This is a genomic window from Pseudomonas sp. FBCC-B1565, from assembly GCF_059133265.1.
In genome coordinates, this window is the sequence record NZ_CP101438.1 from 170,779 (window position 1) to 195,682 (window position 24,904).

At 64.3% G+C, this 24,904-nt stretch carries 21 protein-coding genes; 11 read left to right on the forward strand and 10 right to left on the reverse strand.

Going from position 1 to position 24,904, the window contains the following annotated elements:
- The first annotated feature begins 2 nt into the window (after positions 1-2).
- The 10 genes from NL123_RS00695 (at position 3) to NL123_RS00740 (ending at position 14,224) form a co-directional block, all read left to right on the forward strand.
- Complete coding sequence (locus NL123_RS00695) at positions 3-1,295, forward strand: DotU family type VI secretion system protein (protein ID WP_494357050.1); 1,293 nt, start codon at positions 3-5, stop codon at positions 1,293-1,295.
- Positions 1,292-4,792 (forward strand): type VI secretion system membrane subunit TssM, encoded by a 3,501-nt coding sequence (gene tssM / locus NL123_RS00700; protein ID WP_494357051.1) that lies wholly within the window; start codon positions 1,292-1,294, stop codon positions 4,790-4,792. Before NL123_RS00695 ends, tssM begins: the two co-directional genes overlap by 4 nt.
- Positions 4,789-5,442: a type VI secretion system-associated protein TagF gene (tagF, locus tag NL123_RS00705; protein WP_494357052.1), complete on the forward strand. Its 654-nt coding sequence runs from the start codon at positions 4,789-4,791 to the stop codon at positions 5,440-5,442. The genes tssM and tagF overlap by 4 nt, the downstream gene beginning before the upstream one ends.
- Positions 5,443-6,162 carry a PP2C family protein-serine/threonine phosphatase gene (locus NL123_RS00710; RefSeq protein ID WP_248485364.1) on the forward strand — a complete coding sequence of 240 codons (720 nt, stop codon included), beginning with the start codon at positions 5,443-5,445 and terminating at the stop codon, positions 6,160-6,162.
- On the forward strand, positions 6,159-9,125 hold the full coding sequence (locus tag NL123_RS00715; protein ID WP_494357053.1) for a serine/threonine-protein kinase: 2,967 nt from the start codon (positions 6,159-6,161) through the stop codon (positions 9,123-9,125). The genes NL123_RS00710 and NL123_RS00715 overlap by 4 nt, the downstream gene beginning before the upstream one ends.
- On the forward strand, positions 9,125-9,829 hold the full coding sequence (locus NL123_RS00720; RefSeq protein ID WP_494357054.1) for an ABC transporter ATP-binding protein: 705 nt from the start codon (positions 9,125-9,127) through the stop codon (positions 9,827-9,829). The genes NL123_RS00715 and NL123_RS00720 overlap by 1 nt, the downstream gene beginning before the upstream one ends.
- Complete coding sequence (locus NL123_RS00725) at positions 9,829-11,013, forward strand: ABC transporter permease family protein (protein WP_248485360.1); 1,185 nt, start codon at positions 9,829-9,831, stop codon at positions 11,011-11,013. Before NL123_RS00720 ends, NL123_RS00725 begins: the two co-directional genes overlap by 1 nt.
- Positions 11,006-12,715: a formylglycine-generating enzyme family protein gene (locus NL123_RS00730; protein WP_248485359.1), complete on the forward strand. Its 1,710-nt coding sequence runs from the start codon at positions 11,006-11,008 to the stop codon at positions 12,713-12,715. Before NL123_RS00725 ends, NL123_RS00730 begins: the two co-directional genes overlap by 8 nt.
- An 83-nt stretch (positions 12,716-12,798) precedes the next feature.
- The gene (gene tagQ, locus NL123_RS00735) at positions 12,799-13,725 is read left to right on the forward strand and encodes a type VI secretion system-associated lipoprotein TagQ (RefSeq protein WP_494357055.1); all 927 of its coding nucleotides are present in this window, start codon (positions 12,799-12,801) and stop codon (positions 13,723-13,725) included.
- Between the two features lie 124 nt (positions 13,726-13,849).
- A complete protein-coding gene (locus tag NL123_RS00740) occupies positions 13,850-14,224 on the forward strand; it encodes a hypothetical protein (RefSeq protein WP_003195530.1) in 375 nt (124 codons plus the stop codon).
- Positions 14,225-14,327: 103 nt separating this feature from the next.
- On the opposite strand, the gene NL123_RS00745 is transcribed toward NL123_RS00740, so the two are convergent.
- From NL123_RS00745 to exbB, 9 genes are all read right to left on the reverse strand, one after another.
- Positions 14,328-15,728: an aminoacyl-tRNA deacylase and HDOD domain-containing protein gene (locus NL123_RS00745; RefSeq protein WP_494357056.1), complete on the reverse strand. Its 1,401-nt coding sequence runs from the start codon at positions 15,726-15,728 to the stop codon at positions 14,328-14,330.
- 77 nt (positions 15,729-15,805) lie between these two features.
- Positions 15,806-17,881 (reverse strand): ATP-dependent DNA helicase RecG, encoded by a 2,076-nt coding sequence (gene recG, locus NL123_RS00750; RefSeq protein ID WP_494357057.1) that lies wholly within the window; start codon positions 17,879-17,881, stop codon positions 15,806-15,808.
- An 8-nt stretch (positions 17,882-17,889) separates the two neighbouring features.
- Positions 17,890-18,810, reverse strand: coding sequence for a hydrogen peroxide-inducible genes activator (locus tag NL123_RS00755; RefSeq protein WP_016975936.1), 921 nt, complete (start codon positions 18,808-18,810; stop codon positions 17,890-17,892).
- Between the two features lie 117 nt (positions 18,811-18,927).
- The gene (locus NL123_RS00760) at positions 18,928-19,458 is read right to left on the reverse strand and encodes an iron transporter (protein ID WP_071494623.1); all 531 of its coding nucleotides are present in this window, start codon (positions 19,456-19,458) and stop codon (positions 18,928-18,930) included.
- Positions 19,455-20,297, reverse strand: a complete 843-nt coding sequence (locus tag NL123_RS00765; RefSeq protein ID WP_494357058.1) for an FTR1 family iron permease — start codon at positions 20,295-20,297, stop codon at positions 19,455-19,457. The genes NL123_RS00760 and NL123_RS00765 overlap by 4 nt, the downstream gene beginning before the upstream one ends.
- Before the next feature lie 3 nt (positions 20,298-20,300).
- Positions 20,301-20,639 (reverse strand): cupredoxin domain-containing protein, encoded by a 339-nt coding sequence (locus NL123_RS00770; RefSeq protein WP_494357059.1) that lies wholly within the window; start codon positions 20,637-20,639, stop codon positions 20,301-20,303.
- Between the two features lie 182 nt (positions 20,640-20,821).
- Positions 20,822-21,571 carry a TonB family protein gene (locus tag NL123_RS00775; RefSeq protein ID WP_016975935.1) on the reverse strand — a complete coding sequence of 250 codons (750 nt, stop codon included), beginning with the start codon at positions 21,569-21,571 and terminating at the stop codon, positions 20,822-20,824.
- Positions 21,568-21,993: a TonB system transport protein ExbD gene (gene exbD, locus NL123_RS00780; protein WP_003195519.1), complete on the reverse strand. Its 426-nt coding sequence runs from the start codon at positions 21,991-21,993 to the stop codon at positions 21,568-21,570. The genes NL123_RS00775 and exbD overlap by 4 nt, the downstream gene beginning before the upstream one ends.
- 6 nt (positions 21,994-21,999) lie before the next feature.
- Complete coding sequence (gene exbB, locus NL123_RS00785; protein WP_494357060.1) at positions 22,000-22,977, reverse strand: tonB-system energizer ExbB; 978 nt, start codon at positions 22,975-22,977, stop codon at positions 22,000-22,002.
- 187 nt (positions 22,978-23,164) lie between these two features.
- Between exbB and NL123_RS00790 the strand changes: the two genes are divergently transcribed.
- Positions 23,165-24,016 carry an SDR family oxidoreductase gene (locus NL123_RS00790; protein WP_494357061.1) on the forward strand — a complete coding sequence of 284 codons (852 nt, stop codon included), beginning with the start codon at positions 23,165-23,167 and terminating at the stop codon, positions 24,014-24,016.
- Positions 24,017-24,141: 125 nt separating this feature from the next.
- Here the strand turns inward: NL123_RS00790 and NL123_RS00795 are convergent, their stop codons facing one another.
- On the reverse strand, positions 24,142-24,852 hold the full coding sequence (locus tag NL123_RS00795) for a hypothetical protein (protein WP_248485351.1): 711 nt from the start codon (positions 24,850-24,852) through the stop codon (positions 24,142-24,144).
- Positions 24,853-24,904 lie beyond the last annotated feature (52 nt).

A 24,904-nucleotide genomic window follows, 5' to 3' on the forward strand; every position in this document is an offset into this window, starting at 1 on the left:
CGATGCATCCCAATGATGATGACCGCACCCAGTTCATGCCGCGTCCGGGTGGCCGGGCGCCGGAACCTGTGCGTAGTACCGAACCTTCGCCCCTGGCCATGCCGGCCGCGCCGATGCTCACCGGCAAGAGCCACGGCCTCAACCCCCTGGAAAGCGCCGCCGGCCCGCTGCTGGCGCTGCTGACGCGCCTGCGCAACACCATCGCCCACCCGGCGCCGGCCAGCCTGCGCGCACAGCTGTTGGCCTACCTGCGCCAGTTCGAAGAGCGTGCCGAAGCCGCCGGCATCGCCCGCAACGAAGTGCTGCTGGCGCGTTACGCGCTGTGCACCGCGCTGGATGAAGCGGTATTGAGCACGCCCTGGGGCAGTACCAGCGACTGGGGCAAACAGAGCCTGCTGATCACCGTGCACAACGAAGCCTGGGGCGGCGAAAAGGTCTTCCAGCTGTTGGACCACTGCCTGCAAAGCCCACGGGAACGCCTGTATCTGCTGGAGCTGTTGTACCTGTGCATGTGCCTGGGGTTCGAAGGCCGCTACCGCGTGATGAACGACGGTCGCAGCCAGCTGGAGACCCTGCGCGAACGCACTGCTGCAGCCATTCGCAGTGCGCATGGCGAGTATGAGCGTGAGCTGTCGCCGCACTGGCGCGGCGTGACCGTGGCCCGCGACCGCCTGGCGCAGTTCATGCCGCCGTGGATCGCCGTGGCCATCGGCTTGGCGTTGTTACTGGCGTTGCTGTTTGGCTTGCGCATGAAGCTGGCGGCGGATGCCGAGCCGGTGTTCAAGAATATCCATGCCCTGGGCGAGATTCCGGTGCAGGCCATCGACCGTCCTGTGGCGCAGCCCAAAGTCATCGAGCGCCCGCGCCTGGCGGGCTTCCTGGTGGAAGACATCAAGGCCGGCCGCGTGGCGGTGGAGGATGCGGTCGACCGTTCCGTGGTGACCATTCGTGGCGATGAGCTGTTCGCCTCCGCCAGTTCCAGCATCGTCGACGACTACCAGCCGCTGATGCTGCGTATCGCCGATGCCATCCGCAAGGTCAAGGGCCAGGTGCGGGTGACCGGGCACAGCGACAACCGCCCGATTGCCACGTTGCGCTTCCCGTCCAACTGGGCGCTGTCCGAAGCGCGGGCCAAGTCGGTGCTGGAGATCCTGGCGGCCAAGACCGGCCAGGCCGAGCGCTTCAGTGCCGAAGGGCGCAGCGACACCGAGCCGGTGGCGACCAACGCCACCGCCGAAGGCCGTGCCCGCAATCGTCGGGTTGAAATCACCGTATTGGCGGAGGGCGTCGAGTGAAGGCGTTTTTCAGTTTCATGATTCGCTGGGTGATCCCCGTGCTGGGTTTGATCGCCCTGAGCCTGATCATCTGGTTTGTCGGGCCGTTGCTCGACGTGCTGGTACCAGAAGGCCGGCGCTGGGCGTTGATCATCCTGGTGTTCGCGGTGTGGCTGGCCTACCGCGTGTTCCGCATCATCCAGGCGCGCCGTCAGGCCGCTGAAGTGATGCGCAGCCTGGCCGCCGAAACCCCGGCCGACCCCAACAGCGTCGCCACCGCCGAAGAACTCACCACCCTGCGCCAGCGTATGGACGAGGCCCTGGCCCTGCTGAAAAAGGCCAAGCTCGGTGGCGATGAGCGCCGCAACCTCTACGAGTTGCCGTGGTACGTGATCATTGGCCCGCCGGGTTCGGGCAAGACCACCGCGCTGGTCAACTCCGGGCTGCATTTCCCGTTGGCCGCGCAACTGGGCGCCGGCGCCGTGCGTGGCGTCGGCGGTACGCGCAACTGCGACTGGTGGTTTACCGATCAAGCCGTGCTGCTCGACACCGCCGGCCGCTACACCACCCAGGACAGCAACTCCACGGTCGATAAGGCCGCCTGGCTGGGCTTCCTCGACCTGCTGAAAAAGCAGCGCTCGCGTCGCCCCATCGATGGTGCGTTTATCGCCATCAGCCTGTCGGACCTGTTGCTGGGCACCGATGCCGAACGCGCCGCCCACGCCGCTGCCATCCGCCTGCGTATCCAGGAGCTGTACACCCAACTGGGCGTGCGCTTCCCGATCTACCTGATGCTGACCAAGCTCGACCTGGTGCCGGGCTTCATGGAGTTTTTCGACAACCTGAGCAAGGAAGAGCGCGCCCAGGTGTGGGGCATGACCTTTGCCCTGGACGATGGCAAAAACAGCGACAGCCCATTGGCACACCTGCAAAGCGAGTTCGCCGGGCTGGAACAGCGCCTCAATGAGCGCCTGGTCGAACGCCTGCAACAGGAACGCGACCCGGCGCGGCGCGACCTGATCTATGGCTTCCCGCAGCAGTTCGGCGCGTTGAAGGACTGCCTGCAAAGCTTCCTCGAAGGCGTGTTCAAACCCAATGCCTTTGAAGAGCGGGTGTTGCTGCGCGGCGTGTACTTCACCAGCGGCACCCAGGAAGGCAGCCCGATTGACCGCCTGATCGGCGCCATGGCCCAGAGCATGAACCTGGACCGCCAGCACCTGGCGCGCCAGAGCGGCACCGGGCGCAGCTACTTCATCGAAAAACTCTTTACCGCCGTGGCGTTTGCCGAGCGTGGCCTGGTGGGGGTGAACCCGAAGGTCGAGCGGCGGCGCAAGTGGATTGCGCGGGGTGTGCTGGCCGCGACCGTGGCGTTGGTCGTGGTGGTCAGCGGTTTGTGGTGGGTGAGTTATCGCGCCAACCAGGCCTACATCGCCCAGGTCGACCAGAAGGTCGCGCCGCTGGGCCAGACCGTGCAGAACCTGAGCCCGGCGCAGCGCGAAGTGCTCGCCGTGCTGCCGTTGCTCAATGCCGTGAAAAACCTGGCGGGCGATTCGCCGAGCTGGTCCGAAGGCCTGGGGCTGTATCAGGGCGATATGCTTGAAGCCGAGTCTGCCAGCGTCTACCGCAAGCTGTTGATCGCGGTGTTCGCGCCACGCCTGGTGACGCGCATCGAAGAACAACTGCACGGCGGCGGCAATTCCGACTTCCTCTACGAAGGCCTCAAGGCCTACCTGATGCTGGCTGACGCCGAGCATTACGACCCGGACTTCATCAAGGCCTGGATCGCCCTGGACTGGGACCGCAACCTGCCCCGCGACCTGCCGGCGGATCAGCGCCAGGCGTTGGCCGGGCACTTGCAGTCGCTGTTCGAACGCCACCCGCCGAACGCGCGCCTGGATCAACGGCTGATCGACGACCTGCGCCGCCAGTTGCAACAACTGCCGGTGGCCCAGCGCGTGTATGACCGGGTCAAGCGCCAGAAACTGCCCGAGGGCATTCCGGACTTTCGCCTCAACGAAGCCGCTGGCCGTGACGCCGCGCTGGTGTTCAGCCGCAAAAGCGGCAAGCCGCTGGGCGAGCCGTTGAGTGGGTTCTTCACCGCCAAGGGCTATCGCCAGGCGTTCCTGCTGAGCAGCCTGAACCAGACCGGCACCCTCGCGGAAGAGCAGTGGGTGCTCGGCCAGGAACAGGCCGACCAGCAAAACGTGGTGAGCCTGGCCGCCGATGTGCGGCGCCTGTATTTCCAGGATTACCAGCGCCAGTGGGATGCGTTGCTGGCGGACATCGACTTTGTGCCGATCACCAGCGTGGCCCAGGCGGCCGATGTGCTGCGGGTGATTTCCGGCCCGACCTCACCGCTGAAAAAACTGCTGGTGGCGGTGGCCAAGGAAACCGACCTGCAAGCCGAAGAGCGCCAACTGGCCGCCAAAGGCGTGCCGGTGGAAGGCGGCGTCGACAAGCTCAAGGAGCGCCTGGGCAGCCTGCTCGGCCAGGAACAACCGACTGCCAATGCGCCTGCGGCGGCGGAGGACCCGGTGACCGCGCACTTCGCCCAGCTCAACAGCATCGTCAGCAAGAACGAAGGCGAACCGGCGGCCATCGACGGCCTGCTCACCGACATGAATGCGTTGTATGTGCAGGTCAGCGCCATGGTCGGGGCCAGCGGCGATGCGTTGCTCGGCGAGGCGAAGAACCAGGCGGCGGCTGCGGCCACGCGAGTCAGCCTGAATGCCGAGCGCCAGCCACCGCTGGTGCAGGGCATGGTCAAGTCGGTGGTCAACTCCACCACCAACAGCATGATGGGCGGCGTGCGCAACCAATTGAACGCCGCCTGGGTCAGCGAAGTGGTCAACGTGTACCGTCAGTCCCTGGCCGGGCGCTACCCGATGTCGCCGGGCAGTGCACGGGACGCCACCCTGGATGACTTCGGCCAGTTCTTCGGCGTGGGCGGAGTGATGGACAACTACTTCCGCAAATACCTGCAGCCTTACGTCGATACGTCCGCGCAGACCTGGCGCTGGCAGCCGGGCGCGGCGCAGAAGCTGGGGATTGCTCCGGGCGTGCTGCAAACCTTCCAGCGTGCCGCGACGATCCGCGATGCGTTCTTCCGCTCCGGTGGCACCCAGCCGATCGTGCGTTTCGAACTCAAGCCGGTGTCGATGGACCCGACCATCACCCAGTTCCTGCTGGACCTGGACGGCCAGCAGCTGAGCTACGACCACGGCCCCAGCCGCCCGGTGGCGATGCAATGGCCGAACCCCGGCAGCATAGGCGTGGTGCGTATCTCCATCATGCCACCCTCGGCCAGCGGCCGTTCCGGCGTGACCCTGGACGGGCCGTGGGCGTGGTTCCGCTTGCTGGAGCAGTCGGATCTTACCGCCGGCAATTCACCGGACCGCTTCAACCTGCGCCTGCGCGTCGACGGTGCGAGCATTGCCTACGAGTTGCGCGCCAACAGCGCCTTCAACCCGTTCAAGAGCCGCGTGCTCAGTGGCTTCAGCCTGCCGGAGCGGCTATGACGACGCTGGGTTTCTACGGCAAGTTGGCCAGCCGTGGCGACTTTGTCAGCCGCGCCTTGCCCCAGAGCTTTATCGGCCCGTGGGACAGCTGGCTGGCGGCGGGATTGCTCGCCAGTCAGAACAGCCTGGGTGGTGACTGGCTCAACACCTACCTGGTCAGCCCGCTGTGGCGCTTTGTGCTGGCGCCGGGCGTGTGCGGGCCGGATGCGGCGGCGGGCGTGGTGATGCCGAGCATTGACCGGGTGGGGCGCTACTTCCCGCTGGCGGTGGTGGCGTTGCTCGATCACGACACCAATCCGGCCTCCCTGGTGGGCGGGCCGGACACTTGGTTCGAGCAGGCCGAGGCGCTGTTGCTCAGCACTCTGGATACCGGTGCGACCTTTGAAGGTTTCAACGAAGGCCTCGATGGCCTGGGCTTGCCGGCGAGTGAGCCGCGTGCCGTGGACAGCCGTTTCGCCGGCCTGCAACGGGTGGCCGCGACCGCGCCCCACGGGCGTATGACCGCCCTGGCCGAACAGGCCTGCGAAGGCGCCAGCCTGTGGTGGGGCCGTGGTTCGCAACGTATTTCCCCTGGTTTGCTGCGGTGTCAGGGCTTGCCTGCCGCCAGCGATTTTGCGCAGTTTTTGCTCGGACAAGAAGGTGTGGTGTAGATGGGGTCGACGTACAAATCCGCGAGCAAAAGCCATGTGGGCATGGTCCGCCAGGTCAACGAAGACGCCTGCCTGGACCTGCCGGAAAACCGCCTGTGGGTGGTGGCCGACGGTATGGGCGGGCACGCGGCGGGCGACTATGTCAGCAGCCTGATCGTCGACAGCCTGCGCAGCGTGCCGGTGGGGCGCTCCCTGGATGAATACACGGCAGCGCTGCGCAACGACCTGCAGCGCATCAACGCAGCCGTGCGCGAAGAAACCGCCAACCGTGGCGTGACCATGATGGGCAGCACCGTGGTGGTGTTGGCCGCCCGTGGCCTGCGCGGTGTGTGCCTGTGGGCCGGCGACAGTCGCTTGTACCGCCTGCGCGACGGCGCGCTCGAAGGCATCTCCCGCGATCACAGCTACGTCCAGGACCTGCAAGACAGCGGCCTGCTCAGCGAAGCCGACGCGCGTACGCACCCACGCGCCAACATCGTCACCCGTGCGATTGGCGTGGAAGCCCACCTGGAGCTGGCGGTGGTCGACCTGCTGATCGCTCCCGGTGACAGCTACCTGCTGTGCAGTGATGGCCTGAACAAGACCGTCGAAGACCATGAAATCCGCGAAGTGCTCAGCCACGACGCGCCGGACGAAATCGTGCGCAGCCTGGTGCACCTGGGGCTCAACCGGGGCGCGCCGGACAACATCACCGCCATTGTCGTGAAGGTATCGCCATGAACATCGTCATCCCCGGTTATGACATCGAAGGCGAGATCGGCGAAGGCGCCATGGCCAGCGTGTACCTGGCGACCCAGCGCTCGCTGGAGCGCAAGGTGGCATTGAAGGTGATGGCGGCGGCGCTGGCGGCCGATCCAACCTTCTGCGAGCGCTTCCTGCGCGAGGGCAAGACCCTGGCGCGGTTGTCGCACCCGCACACGGTGACCATCCATGACATCGGCAATGTCGGTGAGCTGTACTACATGGCCATGGAATACCTGCCCAACGGCACGCTCAAGGAGCGCATCGCCGCCGGCATGACGCCGGAGCAGGGCGTGACGCTGATCCGCCAGATCGCCTCGGCGCTGGGCTATGCCCACGCCCAGGGCCTGGTGCACCGCGATGTAAAACCGGCGAACATTCTGTTCCGCGCCGATGGCACGGCGGTGCTGTCCGACTTCGGCATCGCCAAGTCACTGGATGACCGCACGCAATTCACCCAGGCCGGGTTTGCCGTGGGCACCCCCAGCTACATGAGCCCGGAACAGGCGCGAGGCCAGGAGATCGACGGCCGTGCCGACCTGTATGCGCTGGGCGTGGTGCTGTACGAGATTCTGGTCGGCAAGCTGCCTTACACCGGCACCGATGCACTCTCCACGGCGCTGGCGCACCTGACCGAACCGCTGCCGGAACTGCCGGTGCACCATGGCCGTTATCAGGACGTGCTGCGCAAGCTGTTGGCCAAGGACCCGGCTGAACGTTTCCCTGATGCGGCGGCGCTGTTGCGGGCCTTGGACAACCTGCCGGCGGACTCGCCGGAGGCCACGCTGGTGCGGCCGCTGCCGATTCCGATGAGTTTCGACCTGGGGGGCATCACCCCGGAATCCATCGAGATTCCCAGCGACAAACCCCAGCCGGTGCGCCAACCGGTGGTGCCGCCGACCCAGCACAGCGAGCAGCGCCGTGGGCCGGTGTTGGCGCTGGCGGCGGTTGCGGTGGCGGTTGCATTGGCGATGGGTGGCGCGAGCTATTGGTGGTTGAGCGGCAGCGATGAGCCGGTGGTCAAACAGCCCGCTGCCGAGCTGCCGAAAGTAACGCCACCGCCGCCAGCGCTCGCCGAAGTGGATGGTGGCCAGCGCCCGCTGCTCATGGCGGGCAAGAAGACCCTGTTCCAGCGCGTGCTCAGCAAGCCGGGCGCCAAGCTTTCAGCGGATGCGGGCAGCGCGCCGGGCAAAGCCCTGCCGGCGTTCTCCGTGCTTTACGTCTACCAGCGCAAGGACGTCGACGGCAGCCCTTGGGTACGTGTCGGCGCGGCCACCGATGGGCGCAGCGACGGTTGGTTGCCGGCCGCCCAGGTCAGCGACTGGAAGCAAAGCCTGGTGCTGAAATTCACCGAGCGCTCGGGCCGGGCACCGGTGATGTTCCTGCGCCAATCCGGCGAAGTGGAAAAACTGCTGGCTGACCCTTCGGCCGCCAAAGGCGTGCTGGCCAAGGCGCAGAAAAACAGCGAAGACAACAGCCAGATCCTGGCGTTGGAACCTGCCGCCAGCGCCGTCCCGCAGAACCAGTTCTACCTGTTGCCGATCTTCGACTCCAAGGAGAGCTTCGACGAAAACGGCCAGCCAGTGCAGTTGCTCAATGTGGCCTCCATCGACCCCGGCAGCAGCGCGGCCGCCAAGCCCGCGACGCCGGTGACGAATGCCAACGCCGACGCCTTCCGCACGGCGGTGGTGCTGGTGGTGGACACCACCGTGTCGATGCAGCCCTATATCGACCAGATCCGCGATGTGGTGCACGAGCTGCAAACCCGCATCGCCGAGCGCGGCGAGTTGGACAGTGTCAGCTTCGGCATGGTCGGCTTTCGCAACAGCATCAAGAAAACCCCGGGCCTGGAGTACGTGGCCAAGACCCTGATCAGCCTCGATCAGGGCCGCGACCCGCAACGTTTCCTCGACATGGCGCGCCAGGTCAAGGCGTCCACCGTGTCCAGCCACTCCTTCAACGAAGATGCGTTCGCCGGGGTGATGCAGGCGGTAGACGGCATGGATTGGTCCGGTTATGGCGGGCGCATCATCCTGCTGGTCACCGACGCCGGCGCGCTGCGCAAGAACGACCCGTTCGCCACCACCCAGATGAACGAAGCCGAAGTGCGCCAGGCCGCGCTGGGCAAGCAGATCAAGATCTACGCCTTGCACCTGCGCACCGACGCCGGCAAGAAAACCCACGCCGGCGCCGAGAGCCAGTACCGCATCCTCACCGCCGACGCCAACCCACAGATTGGCGACCTGTACACGGCGGTGCCCGGTGGCGATGTGCGCAAGCTCGGCGAGCGGGTGGATGAGATCGGCACGGTGTTCGCCAACCTGGTGCACCAGGTGCGCAGCAACACGCCGCAGCCGGTGCCGTTGCTGAACAGCGCACCGAGCCTGGCGGACAAGTCTGCAGCGGTCGGCTATGCCATGCACATGGATTTCCTCGGTCGCAAAACCGCGAGCCAGGCGCCGCAGCTGGTCAGCGCCTGGACCGCCGACCGCGACCTGACCAATCCGGCGCTGCCGGCGTTCCAGGTGTGCGTGATGCTGACCAAGTTGCAGCTCAACGACCTGCAGCAGTCGCTGAAACTGATCGTCGACGCGGCGCGCAAGACCCAGACCTCACCGAAAGACTTCTTCCAGGAAATCGCCAGCGCCTCGGCCTACATGAGCCGCGACCCGCAGGCCCTGCGCAAGGGCGGCAACCTGGCCGACGGCGGCATCCTCGGCGAATACCTCGAAGGGCTGCCGTACCGCAGCAAGTCGCTGAACATGACCCAGGATTTGTGGTTGTCGTTGAGCGTGGCCGAGCAGGAAGACTTTATCGACGAGCTGGACTCGAAAATCCGCCTCTACGAAACCTTCCACAATGACCTGGCCAACTGGGTCCGCTTCGGCGATGCCGAGCCGGGCGACGCGTTGTACCGCGTGCCGTTGTCGACGTTGCCGTGATGCTGAACCTGAACGCGGTGCACAAGAGCCGGGGCGTCGGCAGCCAGCGCTATAGCCTGGTGATCCCGGCGCTGGCGCTGCGTGCGGGCGAGCAAGTGGCGATTGTCGGGCCCAGCGGTTGCGGCAAAAGCACCTTGCTCGATCTGCTGGCGCTGGTCTTGGCGCCGGATCAGGTGGGGCAGTTTGAGTTTCATCAGCAGGACATCGCCGGGCTGTGGCGCGCCGATCAGCAATCCAGCCTGGCCGCGCTGCGCAGCCAGCACTTGGGCTATGTGCTGCAAACCGGCGGCCTGCTGGGCTTTCTTGATGTGCGCGGCAATATCGCCTTGTCCCGGCAACTGCTGGGCTTGAAGGACGATGGCAGCGTGACGCGCCTGGCCGAGCAGTTGGAGATCAGCGACCAGTTGGCCAAGAAGCCGGCGGCGCTGTCGGTGGGGCAGCGCCAGCGTGTCAGTTGCGCCCGTGCCCTGGCCCATGCGCCGCAACTGGTGCTGGCGGACGAACCGACGGCGTCCCTCGACCCCTTGAATGCCGAGCGCGTGATGCAGGCATTGCTGGCCCAGGCCCGTGAACACCGTGCGGCCTGTGTGATCGCCACCCATGACGAGCCCCTGGCCCGCGCCAGTGGCTTGCAGGTGCGGCGCATCAGTTGCCGTCGCGACACCGATGGCGGCGTCACCGCCACCCTCGGGGAGGTGTGCTGATGCGCATCGGTCTGGTGGCGTCGCTGGCCTGGCAGGATTACCGCAATGATGCCTGGCTGTCGGCCTGTTCGGTGCTGGCGCTGGTGGCGGTGATCGCGCCGCTGCTGGTGTTATTCGGCCTGAAGTTTGGACTGGTTAGCAGTTTGACCGAACGTTTGCAGACCGACCCCGCCACCCGTGAAATTATTCCGCTGGGCGGTGGTCGATTCAGCAGGGCATTTATCGAGCAACTGGGCGAGCGCGGTGAGGTGGCGTTCGCCATACCGCGTACGCGGCAGATTGCGGCGACGGCGCAAGTGGGCACGTTGGCCCTGGAGATGCTGCCGACCGCGTCGGGTGACCCACTGCTGGCCGGCCTGCCGGTGCCCAAGGGCCTGGACCAGATCGTGCTGAGCCACACCGCCGCCGAAAAGCTCGCGGCGCGGCCTGGCGATTGGCTGGAAACCAGCTTTGCACGGCAAGTGGCCGGGCGCGTCGAAGCCCAGCGCACGCGGGTGCAGGTGCTGGCGGTGTTGCCGCTGGAAGCCTTTGCCCGTGACGGTTTGTTTGCCGACCTGGGGTTGCTGGAAGCGGCGGAAGATTACCGCGATGGCCGCGCAGTGCCGGCGTTGGGTTGGGACGGGGAGGCCGTGGGTGTGAGTGAGCAGCGCGTGTACCCGGCGTTCCGCCTGTACGCCCGCAACCTCACCGATGTGGAGCCGCTGCGGGTGTACTTCGCCGGGCAGAACCTGTTGGTGTCGACCCAGGCGCAGACCATCGCGCAGGTGCAGTCGTTGAGCCGCAACCTGTCGATCGTGTTCTGGGTGATCTGCGGGTTGGCGTTGGCGGGGGCGTTTGCGGCGATTTTTGCCGGCGCCCTGGCCGCTGTGGCGCGCAAGCGGCGGGAGTTGTCGGTGTTGCGCCTGCTGGGGTTTTCCACCGGTGGGCTGCTGTTGTTCGTGGTGGTACAGGCGCTGTACAGCGCGGGTTTTGCTGCCGTACTCAGTGCCGGGCTGTATGGGCTGGCCGAGGCGGGCTTGAATGAATTATTCGTGCAGGTGCCGGGCGAATTCGCCAGCCACCTGCTGGCGCGCCATTACGGCCTGGCCCTGGTCGCAGTCCTCGGCGTCAGCGCCGTGGCGGCGGCGTGTGGTGGTTGGCGAGTGGCGCGGGTCCAGGCTTCTGAAGGAATCAGAGATGTATAAGTTACTGGGCGCCTGTATGGCGCTGACCCTGGCCTCGATGGCCTGGGCCGATGAGGCGAGTGACAAGCTCGACAACCCCAAGCCGTTGGAAGGCGATGTCAGCCTACCGCTGCCCTGCGAAGGCAACATGCTGTTCCGCTACGCCTACGTGCTGGCCCAAGGCACCCTGGATGACCGCGAGATCAGCCTCGGCTACCCCTTTGCCGAAGGCGAGGCGGGTTACCAGCAATCGTTTATTTCCGGCTACCGCCGCGACTTCATCAACGGCCAGTTCACCCTCAAGGATCTGCCCAAGGACTGGAACAAAGTCATCGCGCCCTTGATGCCGAAGACCGACGCCAAGACCCCACTCAAGCCCATGCTGTACTTCATCGGCAAGTACGAAGTGACCGCGCGCCAGTACGCCCAGGTGATGTCCCAGGCGCAGTCGCTGGCCAGCGGCGAGCCGGCACCGGCGTGCGATGTACCGACCGGCATGGCCGGGCGCTTGCCCAAGGTGAAACTGTCGCGCTTTGAGGCTGAACGCTTCTCGGCGGTGTACAGCGCCTGGTTGATGAAATACCACCGAGACTTGCTGCCGGTGAGTGGTCGTGGCTCCTCGGCGGATGATGGCGGCCTGGGCTTTGTGCGCCTCCCTACCGAAGTGGAGTGGGAATTTGCCGCACGCGGCGGTCACGCCGTGAGCCGCCAGGACCTGGAAGGGCGCCTGTTCCCGCGCCGTGTCGAAGGCAGCGACAGCGACGGCCCGCTCGGCGACTACGCGGTGTTCAACCAGGTGGCGGGCGGCACCGGGCAGGCTGCGCGCCTGATGCCCATCGGCACCAAATTGCCCAACCCCATCGGTCTGTTCGACGTGATCGGCAACGCCGCGGAAATGGTCCAGGAATCGTTCCAACTGGTCCACGCCGGGCGTCGCCAGGGCACCTACGGTGGCTTTGTGGTCAAAGGCGGCAACTACCTGGAAGGCGAGGGCACGCTGTTCACCGGCATGCGCCGCGAATACCCACTGTTCGCCGCAGATGGCACCGAGCAGAGCAACGAGACCACCGGTTTCCGCGTGGCGATCGGTGCGCTGTCGGCACCGCGTTCACGCTACAAGGAGCTGTTCGCCCAGTGGCAGAAAGAGGGCCGCCTGGCCGCGCTGACTGATGCCATCGACGACGCCCAGGACCCGACCAAGCGCCTGGACAGCATCATCGCCGCCAGCGTCGACCCCAAGCTGCAAGCCGAACTGGGGCTGGTCAATGAAGAGCTCAAGCGCAACGTCTCGCTGATCGCCCAGCAGCGCGAAGAAGCGGCGGGCAACCTGATTCAGTCGGCCGCGCTGGTGGCCGAGACCATCGCCAACTACAACATCCGCCTGGCCAACCTGCAGAAGAGTCGCCAGCAGGCCCTGGACAACAAGGACGCGGCCAGCGCGCAACTGTTCGACATGGCCATTGCCAATGGCCGCAGCGCCCTCGATGGCGCGGTGGCGATCTATATCGACAACCTGGCCACCGGCACGCGTTACACCGATGCGGTGATCCAGGCGCAGTTTCAACGGATCAAGGAAGAGTTGGATCGCAAGCCGGTGCTCGGCAAGAGCCTGGTGACGCGCGCAACACTGTTCGTTCGCCATGTCGGCAACTACCGCAAGCAACAGCGGGCCGACCCGGCAACGATCTTGAAGGAATTGCTCGCAGCGAGCGGTCAGCGATGAGCGCTGGCTGTATAGCGAGCTTGGAAGGGACTCAGGCGGCGGTGGCCGTGCTGGGCAAGTCAAACTTAAAAGAGAACACACCTATGCTTTTTTCCCGTAAGGCGGTTTCCAAGCGTCACTTGCTGCTGATCGCGGCCGGTTTCAGCACTGTGCTGACCGGTTGCGCCACGTCGCCGGCCTCCAAGGTCGCGTCGAGCACCAAGGTCGAGTACTACCCGAACTGCTACGAGCCGGTGCAGCACTTGCGCGCCACCGACTCGAACATGACCAAGTCGGTCGTGACCGGCGCGGCCATCGGCGCTGCCGGTGGTGCCTTGCTCGGCGCCCTGACCGGCGACAAGGAAAAACGTGGCCGTAATGCGGCCATCGGTGCTGCGGGCGGCGCCCTGGCCGGCGGTGCAGCGGGTTACTACACCGAGCGTCAGAAGCAGATCGCCGATGACAACCAGCGTATTGCCTCGTATGCGGCTGATGTGAACAAAAGCGTCTCCGACATCGACCGCAGCACCGCCTACGCCAAGGCATCGCAACAGTGCTACCAGAGCGCATTCACCAAGCTGGTGGCCGACCGTAAGGCCAAGACCGTCAACGACACCGAAGGCCGTAAGCGCCTGGCGGAAATTGTCTCGGGCCTGAAGGAATCCAATGACCTGATCGTTGCGGTCAACGGTAAAGCCGCCGAAGACCTGAACAACTACACCCAGGCCTACGAGAAAGACCTGCAACAGGTTGGCGTACAGCGTACTGACGTGGTCACCGTGGCCAAGGCCGACACAACACCTGTTGTGACATCGGGCAAGAAGAAAGGCACAGGCACCAAACCGCCGAAAAAGCCGGTTCTGCCAACCGTACCCACAGAAGCAGTGAGCACCGAGAAGACCTTCCAGACTGCCCAGACCAAGCAAGATGAAAGCAAGAAGGTCGCCAGCGCCGGCAAGGCGCAGCTCGAAGGCAGCTGCCGCGATCCGAATCTGGCCGACTGGGCGCCGGTTCCTTGCCCGAACGTTTAAGTAACATGCTGCTATAAGCGTCAAACGCCAGCCGATCTTCCGCTAATGCGCAAGATCGGTGGCGTTCTTTTTGCAAATCGTTAAACTGCTGCGGCCACTCAATAATTACATCGAGGCCGTGTGCATGAAATTCCGTCTTCTCTTGTGGGTGCTGGGCCTGATGATGGGCAAAGCCAGCCGCACCAATCCTGCCTTCCAGCAACAGTTGGGCGATAAAGACCTGGCGTTCCAGTTGCAGACCCTCGACGGCAAGGTTGCCCGTCACTTCATCGTCAAAGACCAGCGCATCACCAGCCGCTCGGGTGTGCACCCGGCGCCGGCGTTTGCCATTGCGTTCAAAGATGCTGCCTATGGCTTCGCCACGATGCAGGCGAAGAACAAGCAACTGGCGTTCATGACGGGGATCCAGGACAAGTCGATCCAGATCAAGGGCAACCCGGCGCTGGTGATCTGGTTCCAGGGGTTGACCAAGTATTTGAAGCCGAAGAAAAAGAAGTAGACCGAGGTGGATTCATCGGGGGCAAGCCCCCTCCCACAGGGGAATGCATTTCAAGTGTGGGAGGGGGCTTGCCCCCCCGATAGCGGTCTGACAGGCTATCGATTCACCCCTGGCTGAACTGCGACGCCAACTCGCGCAACAGCACTTCAGCATCCAGCACTTTACCCACCACTTCTTCAGCCTTGTCACGGCTCAAGCCCAGGCGCTCCAGCAGCGCATCCGGAATCGCTTCATCCGGCCCGGAGCCGATTCCGCGGCTACGCAACAGGCGCACGGCCAGGCACACCAGGTTCGGGTATTCGGCGTATTGCCCATCGTAGGTCGGGTCGTGCTGGAAGCGCAGGGCGGTGGACAGTTCGTCAGGCATGTCCCAGTAACGCATCAGCCAGGCACCGATCTGCTCGCGGCTGATGCCCAGCAGGTGTTGCTCGACATAGCTGTGGCACAGGTGCGGGTTGACCTCCAGGTGCCGGCAGATCAGCGAGAAGTGCGGCGGGAACACGTGGGCCAGCAACAGGTAGCCGAAGTTATGCAGCAAGCCGGCGAGGTAGGTCAGGCCGGCTTCCGGGCGCTGGGCGCGGGGCATGGCGCGGGTCAGGCCTTCGATCACGGCGGCGGTGTAGATCGACTGGTGCCAGTACGGCGTCGACTGGTGCGGGTGGTCCTTGGGCAGGCTCAGGGTCTTGCCCAGGGCCAGGCCCAGCGCCAGGTTGATCACCAGGTCGAAGCCCAGCACGCGCACGATGGCGTCTTCTACTGAACGGATCTTGCCCGGCGAGGCGTAGTACGGCGACGCGGCCCAGCTCACCACTTGGGCAGCCAGGGCCGGGTCGGTCTCGACCACGCCGGTGATGTCATCGATGGTGGCGTTTGGGTCGACGCGCAGCTTGATGATCTTCTGCGCGGTATCGGCCAGGGGCGGAATCTCGATGGTCGCTTCCAGGCGCTGCTGGATACGGCGGGCGGTGAACGCCTGCATTGCCTGGGTGATTTCCTCGCGGTCATCGTTGGGGCGGTCGAGGTTGGGGCGGATATTGCTCAACGGCTCGCCGAAGTGGCCGGCGCTGGCCTTGGTGAGCATCGTCTTGAAGGCGTCGCTGGGAATCTCCAGCAACAGGCCTGCTTCACCCGAATGCACCAGCAGGCTCGGCTCGTTGAGCAGGCTGCCTTCGTACAGGCAGGGCGAACTGGTAAGGGGTGGCAAACCTGGCAACAGGCTCAGGTCATGTTTGTCGAGCATGCGCTTGACGCGATCCGGCGACACAGCGGTCAGGCGGCGGCCGGTGAGTTCGGCGAGGCGGTTGAGGTCGAGCAACTGGTTCTGCGGGAACAGCACCATCAGGGCGCCTACCGCATCTTCCAGCAGCACTGCCTGGACCTTCTGCGCAGGATTCAGGCCCGGGAGGTCGGCGACTTCCGTGTAGGGGATGGCGAGTTTTGCGAGCAGAGCCCGAATGACCGGCGGGGCGGTCAGTGGGGCTGTGGCGAGGGCAACTTCTGACATGGCCTGATCCAATTTCTTACAGTCACCGAAGTATAACCAGCTTGATACAACTGTTGGTCGCTTAAGTGCGTCAGGCGTCACACTTGGCCGTATTGCTGCCCATGCCTGAGCCAGCGATTGAGCAGCGGGCTGACGTGATCCGGCCAGCGCTCCAGCAGTGCCTGTGCGGCATCGCGCACGGCGGGTAGCAGGTCGGCGTCGCGCATCAGGTCGGCGACTTTGAATTGCAGCAGGCCGGTCTGGCGGGTGCCGAGCATCTCGCCGGGGCCGCGCAGTTCCAGGTCTTTTTCGGCGATGACAAAACCGTCGTTGGTTTCACGCATGATGCCCAGGCGCTGGCGGCCGATCTGTGACAGCGGCGGGTGGTAGAGCAGCACGCAGTGGCTGGCGGCACTGCCTCGGCCCACACGGCCACGCAACTGGTGCAGTTGCGCCAGGCCCAGGCGCTCGGGGTTTTCGATGATCATCAGGCTGGCGTTGGGCACGTCCACGCCCACTTCGATCACCGTGGTGGCGACCAGCAGTTGCAGGTTGCCGGCCTTGAATTCGGCCATGACTGCGGCCTTTTCAGCCGGTTTCATGCGCCCGTGGATCAGCCCGACCTTGAGTTCGCCGAGGGCGCTGGTGAGGTCTTCGTAGGTGGTCTCGGCGGCCTGGCAGGTCAGTTCTTCGGACTCTTCGATCAGCGTGCACACCCAGTACGCCTGGCGCCCTTCGGCACAGGCGCCGCGCACGCGTTCGATCACTTCCACGCGTCGGGTGTCGGTGACCAGCACGGTGTTGACCGGCGTACGGCCTGGCGGCAGTTCGTCGAGGATCGAGGTGTCGAGGTCGGCGTAGGCGCTCATGGCCAGGGTGCGCGGGATCGGTGTGGCGGTCATGATCAACTGGTGCGGGTTCATCCGCCCGCCGACGCCTTTCTGGCGCAGAGCCAGGCGCTGTTGCACGCCGAAGCGGTGCTGTTCGTCGATGATCACCAGGGCCAGGTTCTTGAACTGCACTTCGTCCTGGAACAGCGCATGGGTGCCGACCACCATCGGCGCGCCGCCGGCGATCTGTTCCAGTGCCGCCGCGCGGTTCTTGCCCTTGAGCTTGCCGGCCAGCCACGCGACTTCCAGGCCCAGCGGTTCGAGCCAGCGCTTGAAGGTGATGAAGTGCTGCTCGGCGAGGATCTCGGTGGGCGCCATCAGCGCCACCTGGTAGCCGGCTTCCAGTGCTTGCAGTGCGGCGAGGGCGGCGACCACGGTCTTGCCTGCCCCCACATCGCCCTGGATCAGCCGCAGCATGGGCTCCTGCTGGCTCAGGTCATAGGCGATTTCATTGCCGACGCGTTGCTGGGCACCGGTCGGCGCAAAACCGAGGTTGGCCAGGTACTGCGCGGGCAGGCGCGTGGCCTTGGGCATTGCCGGTGCACGCAGGGAGCGCATGCTTTCGCGCAGGCGTTGCTGCGACAATTGGTGGGTCAGCAGTTCTTCAAAGGCCAGACGGTGCTGGGCCCAGTGATGACCGAGTGCGAGTTCGTCGACATCGGCGTCGGCGGGCGGGTGATGCAGGTAGCGGATTGCATCGTCCAGCGGCGCCAGCTGGTAGTTGCGGGCCAGTTCCTGGGGCAGCCAGTCGGGCAGGCTTTTCGGGCCGAGCATGGTCAGCGTCTGCATGCACAGTTGGCGCAGGCGCTGCTGGGTCAGGCCTTCGGTGAGCGGGTAGATCGGCGTGAGTGTGGTGTCGACCGGCGGCGGTTCGTCACCGGTGATGGCGCGGTATTCCGGGTGATAGATCTCCAGGCCGGACGCACCGGGCCGCGCTTCGCCGTAGCAGCGCACGCGGGTGCCGCGCTTGAGGCCTTCCTTCTGCGCGTTGCTGAAATGGTAGAAGCGCAGGCTCAGGCCGCCAGTGCCGTCCTGCAGGCGTACCACCAGGCTGCGGCGCTTGCCCATCACCACGTCGGCGCCGCTGACGGTGCCTTCGACCACTGCGTCCTGCCCGGGGCGCAACTGGCCGATGGGCACTACGCGGGTGCGGTCCTGATAGCGCAGGGGCAGGTGGAACAGCACGTCCTGGAGGTTCTCCAGGCCAACCTTGGCCAGCTTCTCGGCCATGGCTTCGCCGACACCCTTGAGTGCCGTCACCGACACCTGCGACAGCTCAGTCATACCCTGGCTTAGCTCGCGGCAGTCGGCTTGGCGACCGAACACAGGCGGATCGAGTCGGCGAGGATCTCAATCGCCTTGGGTCGTGGGAAGCTGGCGCGCCAGGCGATCGCCACGGTGCGGAACGGCACCGGCGGCGTGAGTGGGCGTACTTCGATCACGCCGGGGGCGTAGTGATGGCTGTCGACCGCCGACAGCGGCAGGATGGAAATGCCCAGGCCGGACGCGACCATGTGGCGGATGGTTTCCAGGGAGCTGGATTCCACGGTGGTGTGCTTGGCACCGTCATTGCCCTTGGTCAGGGTCGGGCAGGCTTCCAGGACCTGGTCGCGGAAACAGTGGCCTTCGCCGAGCAGCAGCAGGCTCTTGTCGTTGAGCAGGCCGGCGTCGATGGTGTCTTTCTGGGTCCACGGGTGCGAGGCCGGCATCAGCACGTAGAACGGCTCGTCGTAGAGCGGCAGGGTCAGCACGTCGGCTTCATTGAACGGCAGGGCGATGATGATCGCGTCCAGCTCGCCGTTGCGCAGTTTGTCGCGCAGCACGTGGGTGAAATTTTCTTCGATATACAGCGGCATCTGCGGCGCGACGCGGTGCAGTTGCGGGATCAGGTGCGGAAACAGGTACGGGCCGACGGTGTAGATGGCGCCGACCTTGAGCGGCGCGGTCAGCTGGTTCTTGCCGGCCTGGGCCAGTTCGCGAATGCTCTGCGCCTGCTCCAGCACCTTCTGGGCCTGGGCCACGATGCCTTCGCCCACCGGGGTGAGGCGCACGGCGCTCTTGCTGCGCTCGAAAATCAGCACACCGAGTTCGTCTTCAAGCTTTTTCACGCCCACCGACAGCGTCGGTTGGCTGACATGGCAACGCTCGGCCGCGTGGCCGAAGTGCTGCTCTTGGGCGAGGGTGACGATGTAGCGCAATTCTGTAAGAGTCATAGCGGGCGTCCATGAGGTTGCGGGCCAAGCATACCGGCTGCAATCGATAGACGCACGTTATCAGACACGATGGGGTTTGCGACACCAGCTAATCGGGTGCCGCAGGTGTTTTGCCGGTTATTTCTGCGGGTATTTGAAGGTGAAGGTCTCGGTGAACGGGCCCCACCATTCGGGGACGCCGGTTTCTTTGTCGACGTGGTGGAAGAAGCCATTGATCTGCGGGCTCTCATAGCGCAGGACCACGGTATAGGTGCCGGGGCCGTCCATCTTCACGTTGTTCGCATAGTGGGCGCCGTCTTTGGCAACCATCGGCAGGAGCGTGCCGATTTGTTTGTAGTCCGGAGCGCCTTCCTTGACCAGGGAATAGGAGATGCTCAGGTAAGGCACCCATTCACCGTTGGACAGTCCGTACTTGTTGTCGGCGGTGGCATGCACATCGGTTTCAAGGTGCACCGAGTCCTTGTCCATGACCATGCCTGGTGGCATTGGCGCCATCTCGATCCCGGTGAGGTACGAGGAGGCGATCTCCATGTCGTGGGTCTGAACCGGCCCGCCGATCGGGTATTCACGGGCTTGGCTGACGGCGGAAAAAGCCAGGGCACTGGTCAGGACCAGCGCAGCGGCCACGGGTTTGGACAGGTGGTTCATGGGTGACGCTCCAGGGTGGATGAAGACGGTTGAGTGGTGCGCGACTGCACAAGGCGGCTACCCAGTAGCAGCAGGGTAAGGGTGGCCACCCAGGCAAACAGTTGAACGCCCAGGGGGCGGTCGGTGTAGCCAGTCAGCGCTTGCAGCGCCCGACCGGTGAGGCTTGCGTCGGAGACTAGCCAAGAGGTGTCCCACAACTCGTAGCCCCAGGCCGGGATCAGGTTGATACCGGCCAGGATCGCGGCGGCGCGGCCGGCCATTCCCGCCGCGAGTACGGCGATCATCCATGTGGTGACCGAGAACAGGCGCTTGAGGCTGATCACCACCAGTCCGCGATACAGCAGCCACGACAGCACGCCGCCACCGGCAATCCCGAGCACGCCGCCGATGAACATCGTCAGGGGTTCGGTGTGGGTGGAGGCGGCGATGCCATACAGGAACAGCACGATTTCCGAGCCTTCGCGCAGCACGGCCACGGTGATTACGATGGCCAGTGCCCACAGGGTCTTCTCGCCGCGTTGCACCGCCGTCCCGCTTTCGCGCAGTTGAGTGGCGAGTTCGCGACCATGGCTGCTCATCCACAGGTTGTGCCAGCCGAGCATGCATACCGCGACGATAAGGATGGTGGCGTTGAAGATTTCCTGGCCGAAACCATCCAGGGCCTGGGTGATGGCGCCGGTGAACAGCGCGAGGATCGCCGCGCCGCCAACACCGGCAGCGATGCCGCCGATGATGTAGGCACTGCGCCGCGCCAGCCCCTGGGTGGCGGCCATGACGATACCGATGACGATGCCGGCTTCCAGCACTTCACGAAACACGATCAGCAGACAGGCCAGCATGACTTACTCCTTGGCCGCGACGACGGTGCCTTTGGCCTGGTCGGGGTGGTAGTCGTCGAAAAAGCTGTAGGTGCCCGGATGCATCGGGCCGGCGAAGACGGTAATGGTGTTGCCGGGCACGACGATCTTTTCGAATTTCATGTCGTAGCTTTCGAATTCGTCGACGGTGTCGTCGTTGTTGGTGAGCTGGATGCGAAAGCGCTCCCCAGCCGGCACGGTGAAGCTGGCGGGTGTGAAGGTGTGGTTTTGCACGGTCAGGCTGACCAGTTGATCCGCATGGGCTGCGCAGGGGGCGCCAGCGATTGCGAGCAGGGCAAGCGTCAGGCGGGGAGGGCAGGACATGGCGAAAAGCCTCTCAAATGAGAATTGTTCGCGCATGATTGGTGGTGTATTGAAGTGTTACAAGTGAAGAACCATGACATTGGTTTCACGTTCAGTAACGGTTCAGCTCGCGGGTCTGCAAGGCTTGAAATACCGGGGAGGGGGAGCGCAATGGGCACCCGAGGGTGCCCATTGGGAGCGGCTCAGCGACGACGTTTTTCGATGTTGTACACGAACGGTGCAACGATCTCGATGCTGCCACCCTTGAGCATGTCTGCCGGTGGCTTGGGCAGCGGCTGGGCACGACGGATCATGTCCAGCGTGGCGCGGTCCAGGTCGGCGTTGCCGGAGCGGCCCACCAACTCGTAGGACAGCACGTTACCCTCGGCATCCACCACGAACTTCAAGCGGTTGAGGCCTTCCTTGCCACGCGCCTGGGCGCCTGGCGGGTACTTCTTGTACTTCTGCAGGTGGGCCAGCAGGGTGCCTTCCCAGGACGCCTTGGCGGCGATCTGTTGCGGCGACGGGCCAGGAACGGGCTGGGCCGATTTTTCAGCCGGTGCCTGGGTCGGCGGAGCATCGCTCGGCGGGTCCTCGGAAGGTTTCTCCTTGGGCGGCTCGATCTTCTTCTCCACAGGCTTGGGCGGCTGCGGTTTGGGCTTGGGCTTGACCGGCTTGGGCACCTGGATCGTCGGCTTGGGTGCCTCGGCCAGTTTCGGCAGCGGCAGTTCTTCCACCGGGGCAGGCGGTTGCGGCGGCGTGACCACCTTGGGCGGTGCCGGCGGCGGTGGGGCTGGCATCGGTGCCAGGTCGATGACCATGGCAGCCGGTGGCAACTGCACCGTGCGCGGCGCCGACCAATGAAGCGCGATAGCGATCGCGACGGCATGCACGCCCAGTACGACGGCGAGGCTGGTGCCATAACGCGTCAGTTTGTGGCGCGTCGTGATCATTTCTTGGCTGCCGTCTCAAGTCCGACCAGGCCTACCTTGAGGTAGCCGGCTGCCCGCAGGGCATCCATCACGCTCATCAGGTCGCCGTAGTCCACGCCCTTGTCAGCCTGGAAGAAGATCGTCGTATCCTTCTTGCCCTGGGTCTTGGCGTCGAGCACCGGCCCCAGGGTTTCAGCCTTGACCTCTTCTTCGCCCAGGAACAGGCGTTGGTCCGCCTTGACGCTGAGGAAGATCGGTTTCTCCGGCCGTGGCGCCGGCTTGGCGCTGGACGCGGGCAGGTCGACCTTGATGTCCACGGTGGCCAACGGTGCTGCCACCATGAAGATGATCAGCAGCACCAGCATCACGTCGATAAACGGCGTGACGTTGATTTCGTGGTTCTCGACGAGTTCGTCGTCGCCTTGATTCAAATGCAGGCCCATGGCCGATTACCCCACTTTCACCATGTGCGGTTGCGAGCTGCGCTCGGTAGGCAGGTGATCGAGGTCGCGGCTGACCAGCAGCAGGACTTCCGCCGACGCGTCGGATACCTGGGCCTTATAGCCGGCAATCGAACGCGCGAAGACGTTGTAGATCACCACCGCAGGAATCGCGGCAACCAGGCCCAGGGCGGTGGCCAGCAGGGCTTCGGCGATGCCTGGGGCAACAACGGCGAGGTTGGTGGTCTGGGTTTTGGCGATGCCGATGAAGCTGTTCATGATGCCCCACACGGTACCGAACAGGCCGACGAACGGCGCGGTGGAACCGATGGTCGCCAGCACGCCGGTGCCGCTGCTCATGTTACGGCCGCAGGCCGCCACCAGACGCTCCAGGCGGAAGGCCACACGTTCCTTGATGCCTTCTTTTTCGCGGGTGTTGGCCGACAGGCGCATTTCTTCCAACGCGTCGTGCACCAGGGTATTGGCCAGGGTGCCCTTTTTGGTCGCGCTTTCGCTGGCTTCCTTGAGGGTGGTGGCCTTTTTCAGGTGGACGATTTCGGTGCGCAGGCGACGCTTGGCGCCCAGCAGCTCGAAGCCTTTGGCGATCCAGATGGTCCAGGTGATGATCGAGGCGATGGCCAGGCCGATCATCACGGCTTTCACCACCACGTCAGCGTTCTGGTACATGCCCCAGGGCGACAAGTCGTGGGCCATGCCCAGGGTGTTGTCTTCTTCCAGCACCACACCGCTGTCGTCGGCGGCAGGGTCAGCAGCCTGGGCCGGGTCGGTGGCAGCGGGCGCTGCGGCAGGTGCTGCCGGTGCCGCAGTGTTGTGCTCGGCGGCCGCCGGGGTGGCTGGCGCGGTGGCATCAGCGAAGGCGGCGGTCGGTGCCAGCAGTACGCTGAACAGCAGCGCAGCAATCGCGCGCCAGGCGCGGGATGGGCTGTGACGCTTGGTTGGCGAAGCGGGGGTTGTATTACGTGTCATGCTGGCCGGACCTGAGTAAAAAAAATGAGTGATCGTCCTTCAAGACCCAGGGGTCGAGGACAAATGGGCGGTTATTATTGCAAGTAATTCTTGTTAACAGAAGTAATACAGTAACTTTATTTGTGCTTTTTCTGGCCGTCTGTCATCTGCGAAGGCTAACCTAGACCTTTCTTCGCGGAGTTTTGTGATGTCAGCGCCTTCTGTTGTGATTGCCGGATGTGGCGATGTGGGTAGTCGGCTGGCTAGCCAGTTGCTCGCCTCGGAATGGGAGGTTTATGGCCTGCGCCGCGATATTTCGCGGCTTCCTGAGGGCGTCATCGGCATTGCCGGTGACCTGTTCAAAAAGGATTGCCCCGACACCTGGCCAATTGGCGGGGTGGATTACCTGGTGTACTGCGCGGCTGCGACGGACCACGATGAGGCCGGTTACCGCGCTGCTTATGTAGAAGGGCTGAAACATGTGCTGGAGTGGTTGGGCGACTACGGCCAGGAGCCCAAGCACCTGCTGTTTGTATCCAGCAGCAGCGTCTACGGGCAGCAGAATGGCGAGTGGGTCGACGAAACATCGGAGACTCAGGCGAAGGGATATTCCGGGCAGGTGATGCTGGAGGCTGAGCAGGTGGCGCTCAATAGCGGCATCCCGGCCAGCATCGTGCGCCTGACCGGCATTTATGGTCCGGGACGCGAATGGCTGCTGACCCAGGTCCGCCAGGGCTACCGAGTCGCAATCGATCCACCTTTATATGGCAATCGCATTCATGCGGAAGACGCCGCGGGGCTGCTGGCCTTTTTATTGCGCCATGTGGAAGAGGGCGGTTCGCTGGACAAGGTCTACATCGGTGTCGACGATGCGCCAGCGCCACTGGCCGAAGTGGTGGGCTGGTTGCGCGAATACCTGGGTGTGACTGAGTGGGCTGAGGATGCGAGTGTGCGGCGAGCGGGCAGCAAGCAGTGCAGCAATGCCCGGGTGAAGGCGTTGGGTTGGACGCCGACCTACCCGACTTATCGCGAAGGCTATGCTGCGATCCTCAAGGGCTGAAACGCAGTCAAAAAATATGGGAGGGGGCTTGCCCCCGATAGCGGAGTGTCAGCCACAGTTGTATTAGCTGATGCACTGCCATCGGGGGCAAGCCCCCTCCCACATTTGGATTTGCGGCATGGCGGCTATTGTTTTTCCAGCAGCCATTGGCGGGGGCCGGGGGTGAACTGCGGTGCTTCGTCGGCCTGCGCGGTATTCACCGCCTGGAAAATCTCAAGTTGCTTGCCTTTGCGCACGAAGATCCATGTATCGTCGGTGCCTGCATGGCCTAAGAGCAGGGTTTCATTGCCCGCACCCTGGGATCGGCAGTCGCCGTCCAGGCACAGTGTGTATCGATCTGCTTGCCCAAGCCCTGAAACGCGACCCTGCGCGGTGAACATCGCCGTCGTGCCTTTCCCGGGGCCGTCGATGATGTTCCATTCGCCGGCCATGTACGCTGTGTTCAGGGCTTTCACGAAGGTGTTGACCCAATTATCCCCTGTCTCCACCGTTTCGGTTGGGCGGCTGAACACTTCCTGTGGGGCGTATTGGTTGGTCGCCTGGGTCAGGTACTTGCCATCAAATTGCAGCTCATCGGTGTGACCGCCACCGTAGTCGACGATCCAGGCGTTGGGGGATTTGAGCAGTAACTGGCCTTCGCTCATCTCAAAGCCGTTACGCACCTGTGCCTTGCCAGCACGAGTGTCGATGTGCCACTCCAAATGCGTACCGTGGATGTTCAGCGGTTTGCCTTGCGCGGCCACATCAATGATTGGCTGATTGATCCAGACACCACTGATATCTGCAGGGATGCAGCCGCTCAGCAGCAAGAGGCCGAGGATAAGGAGTGTGCGCATGGGGCAATGTCTTCAGTCGTGCCAATCGCGGTGCAGGCTAAAGAAAAAGGAG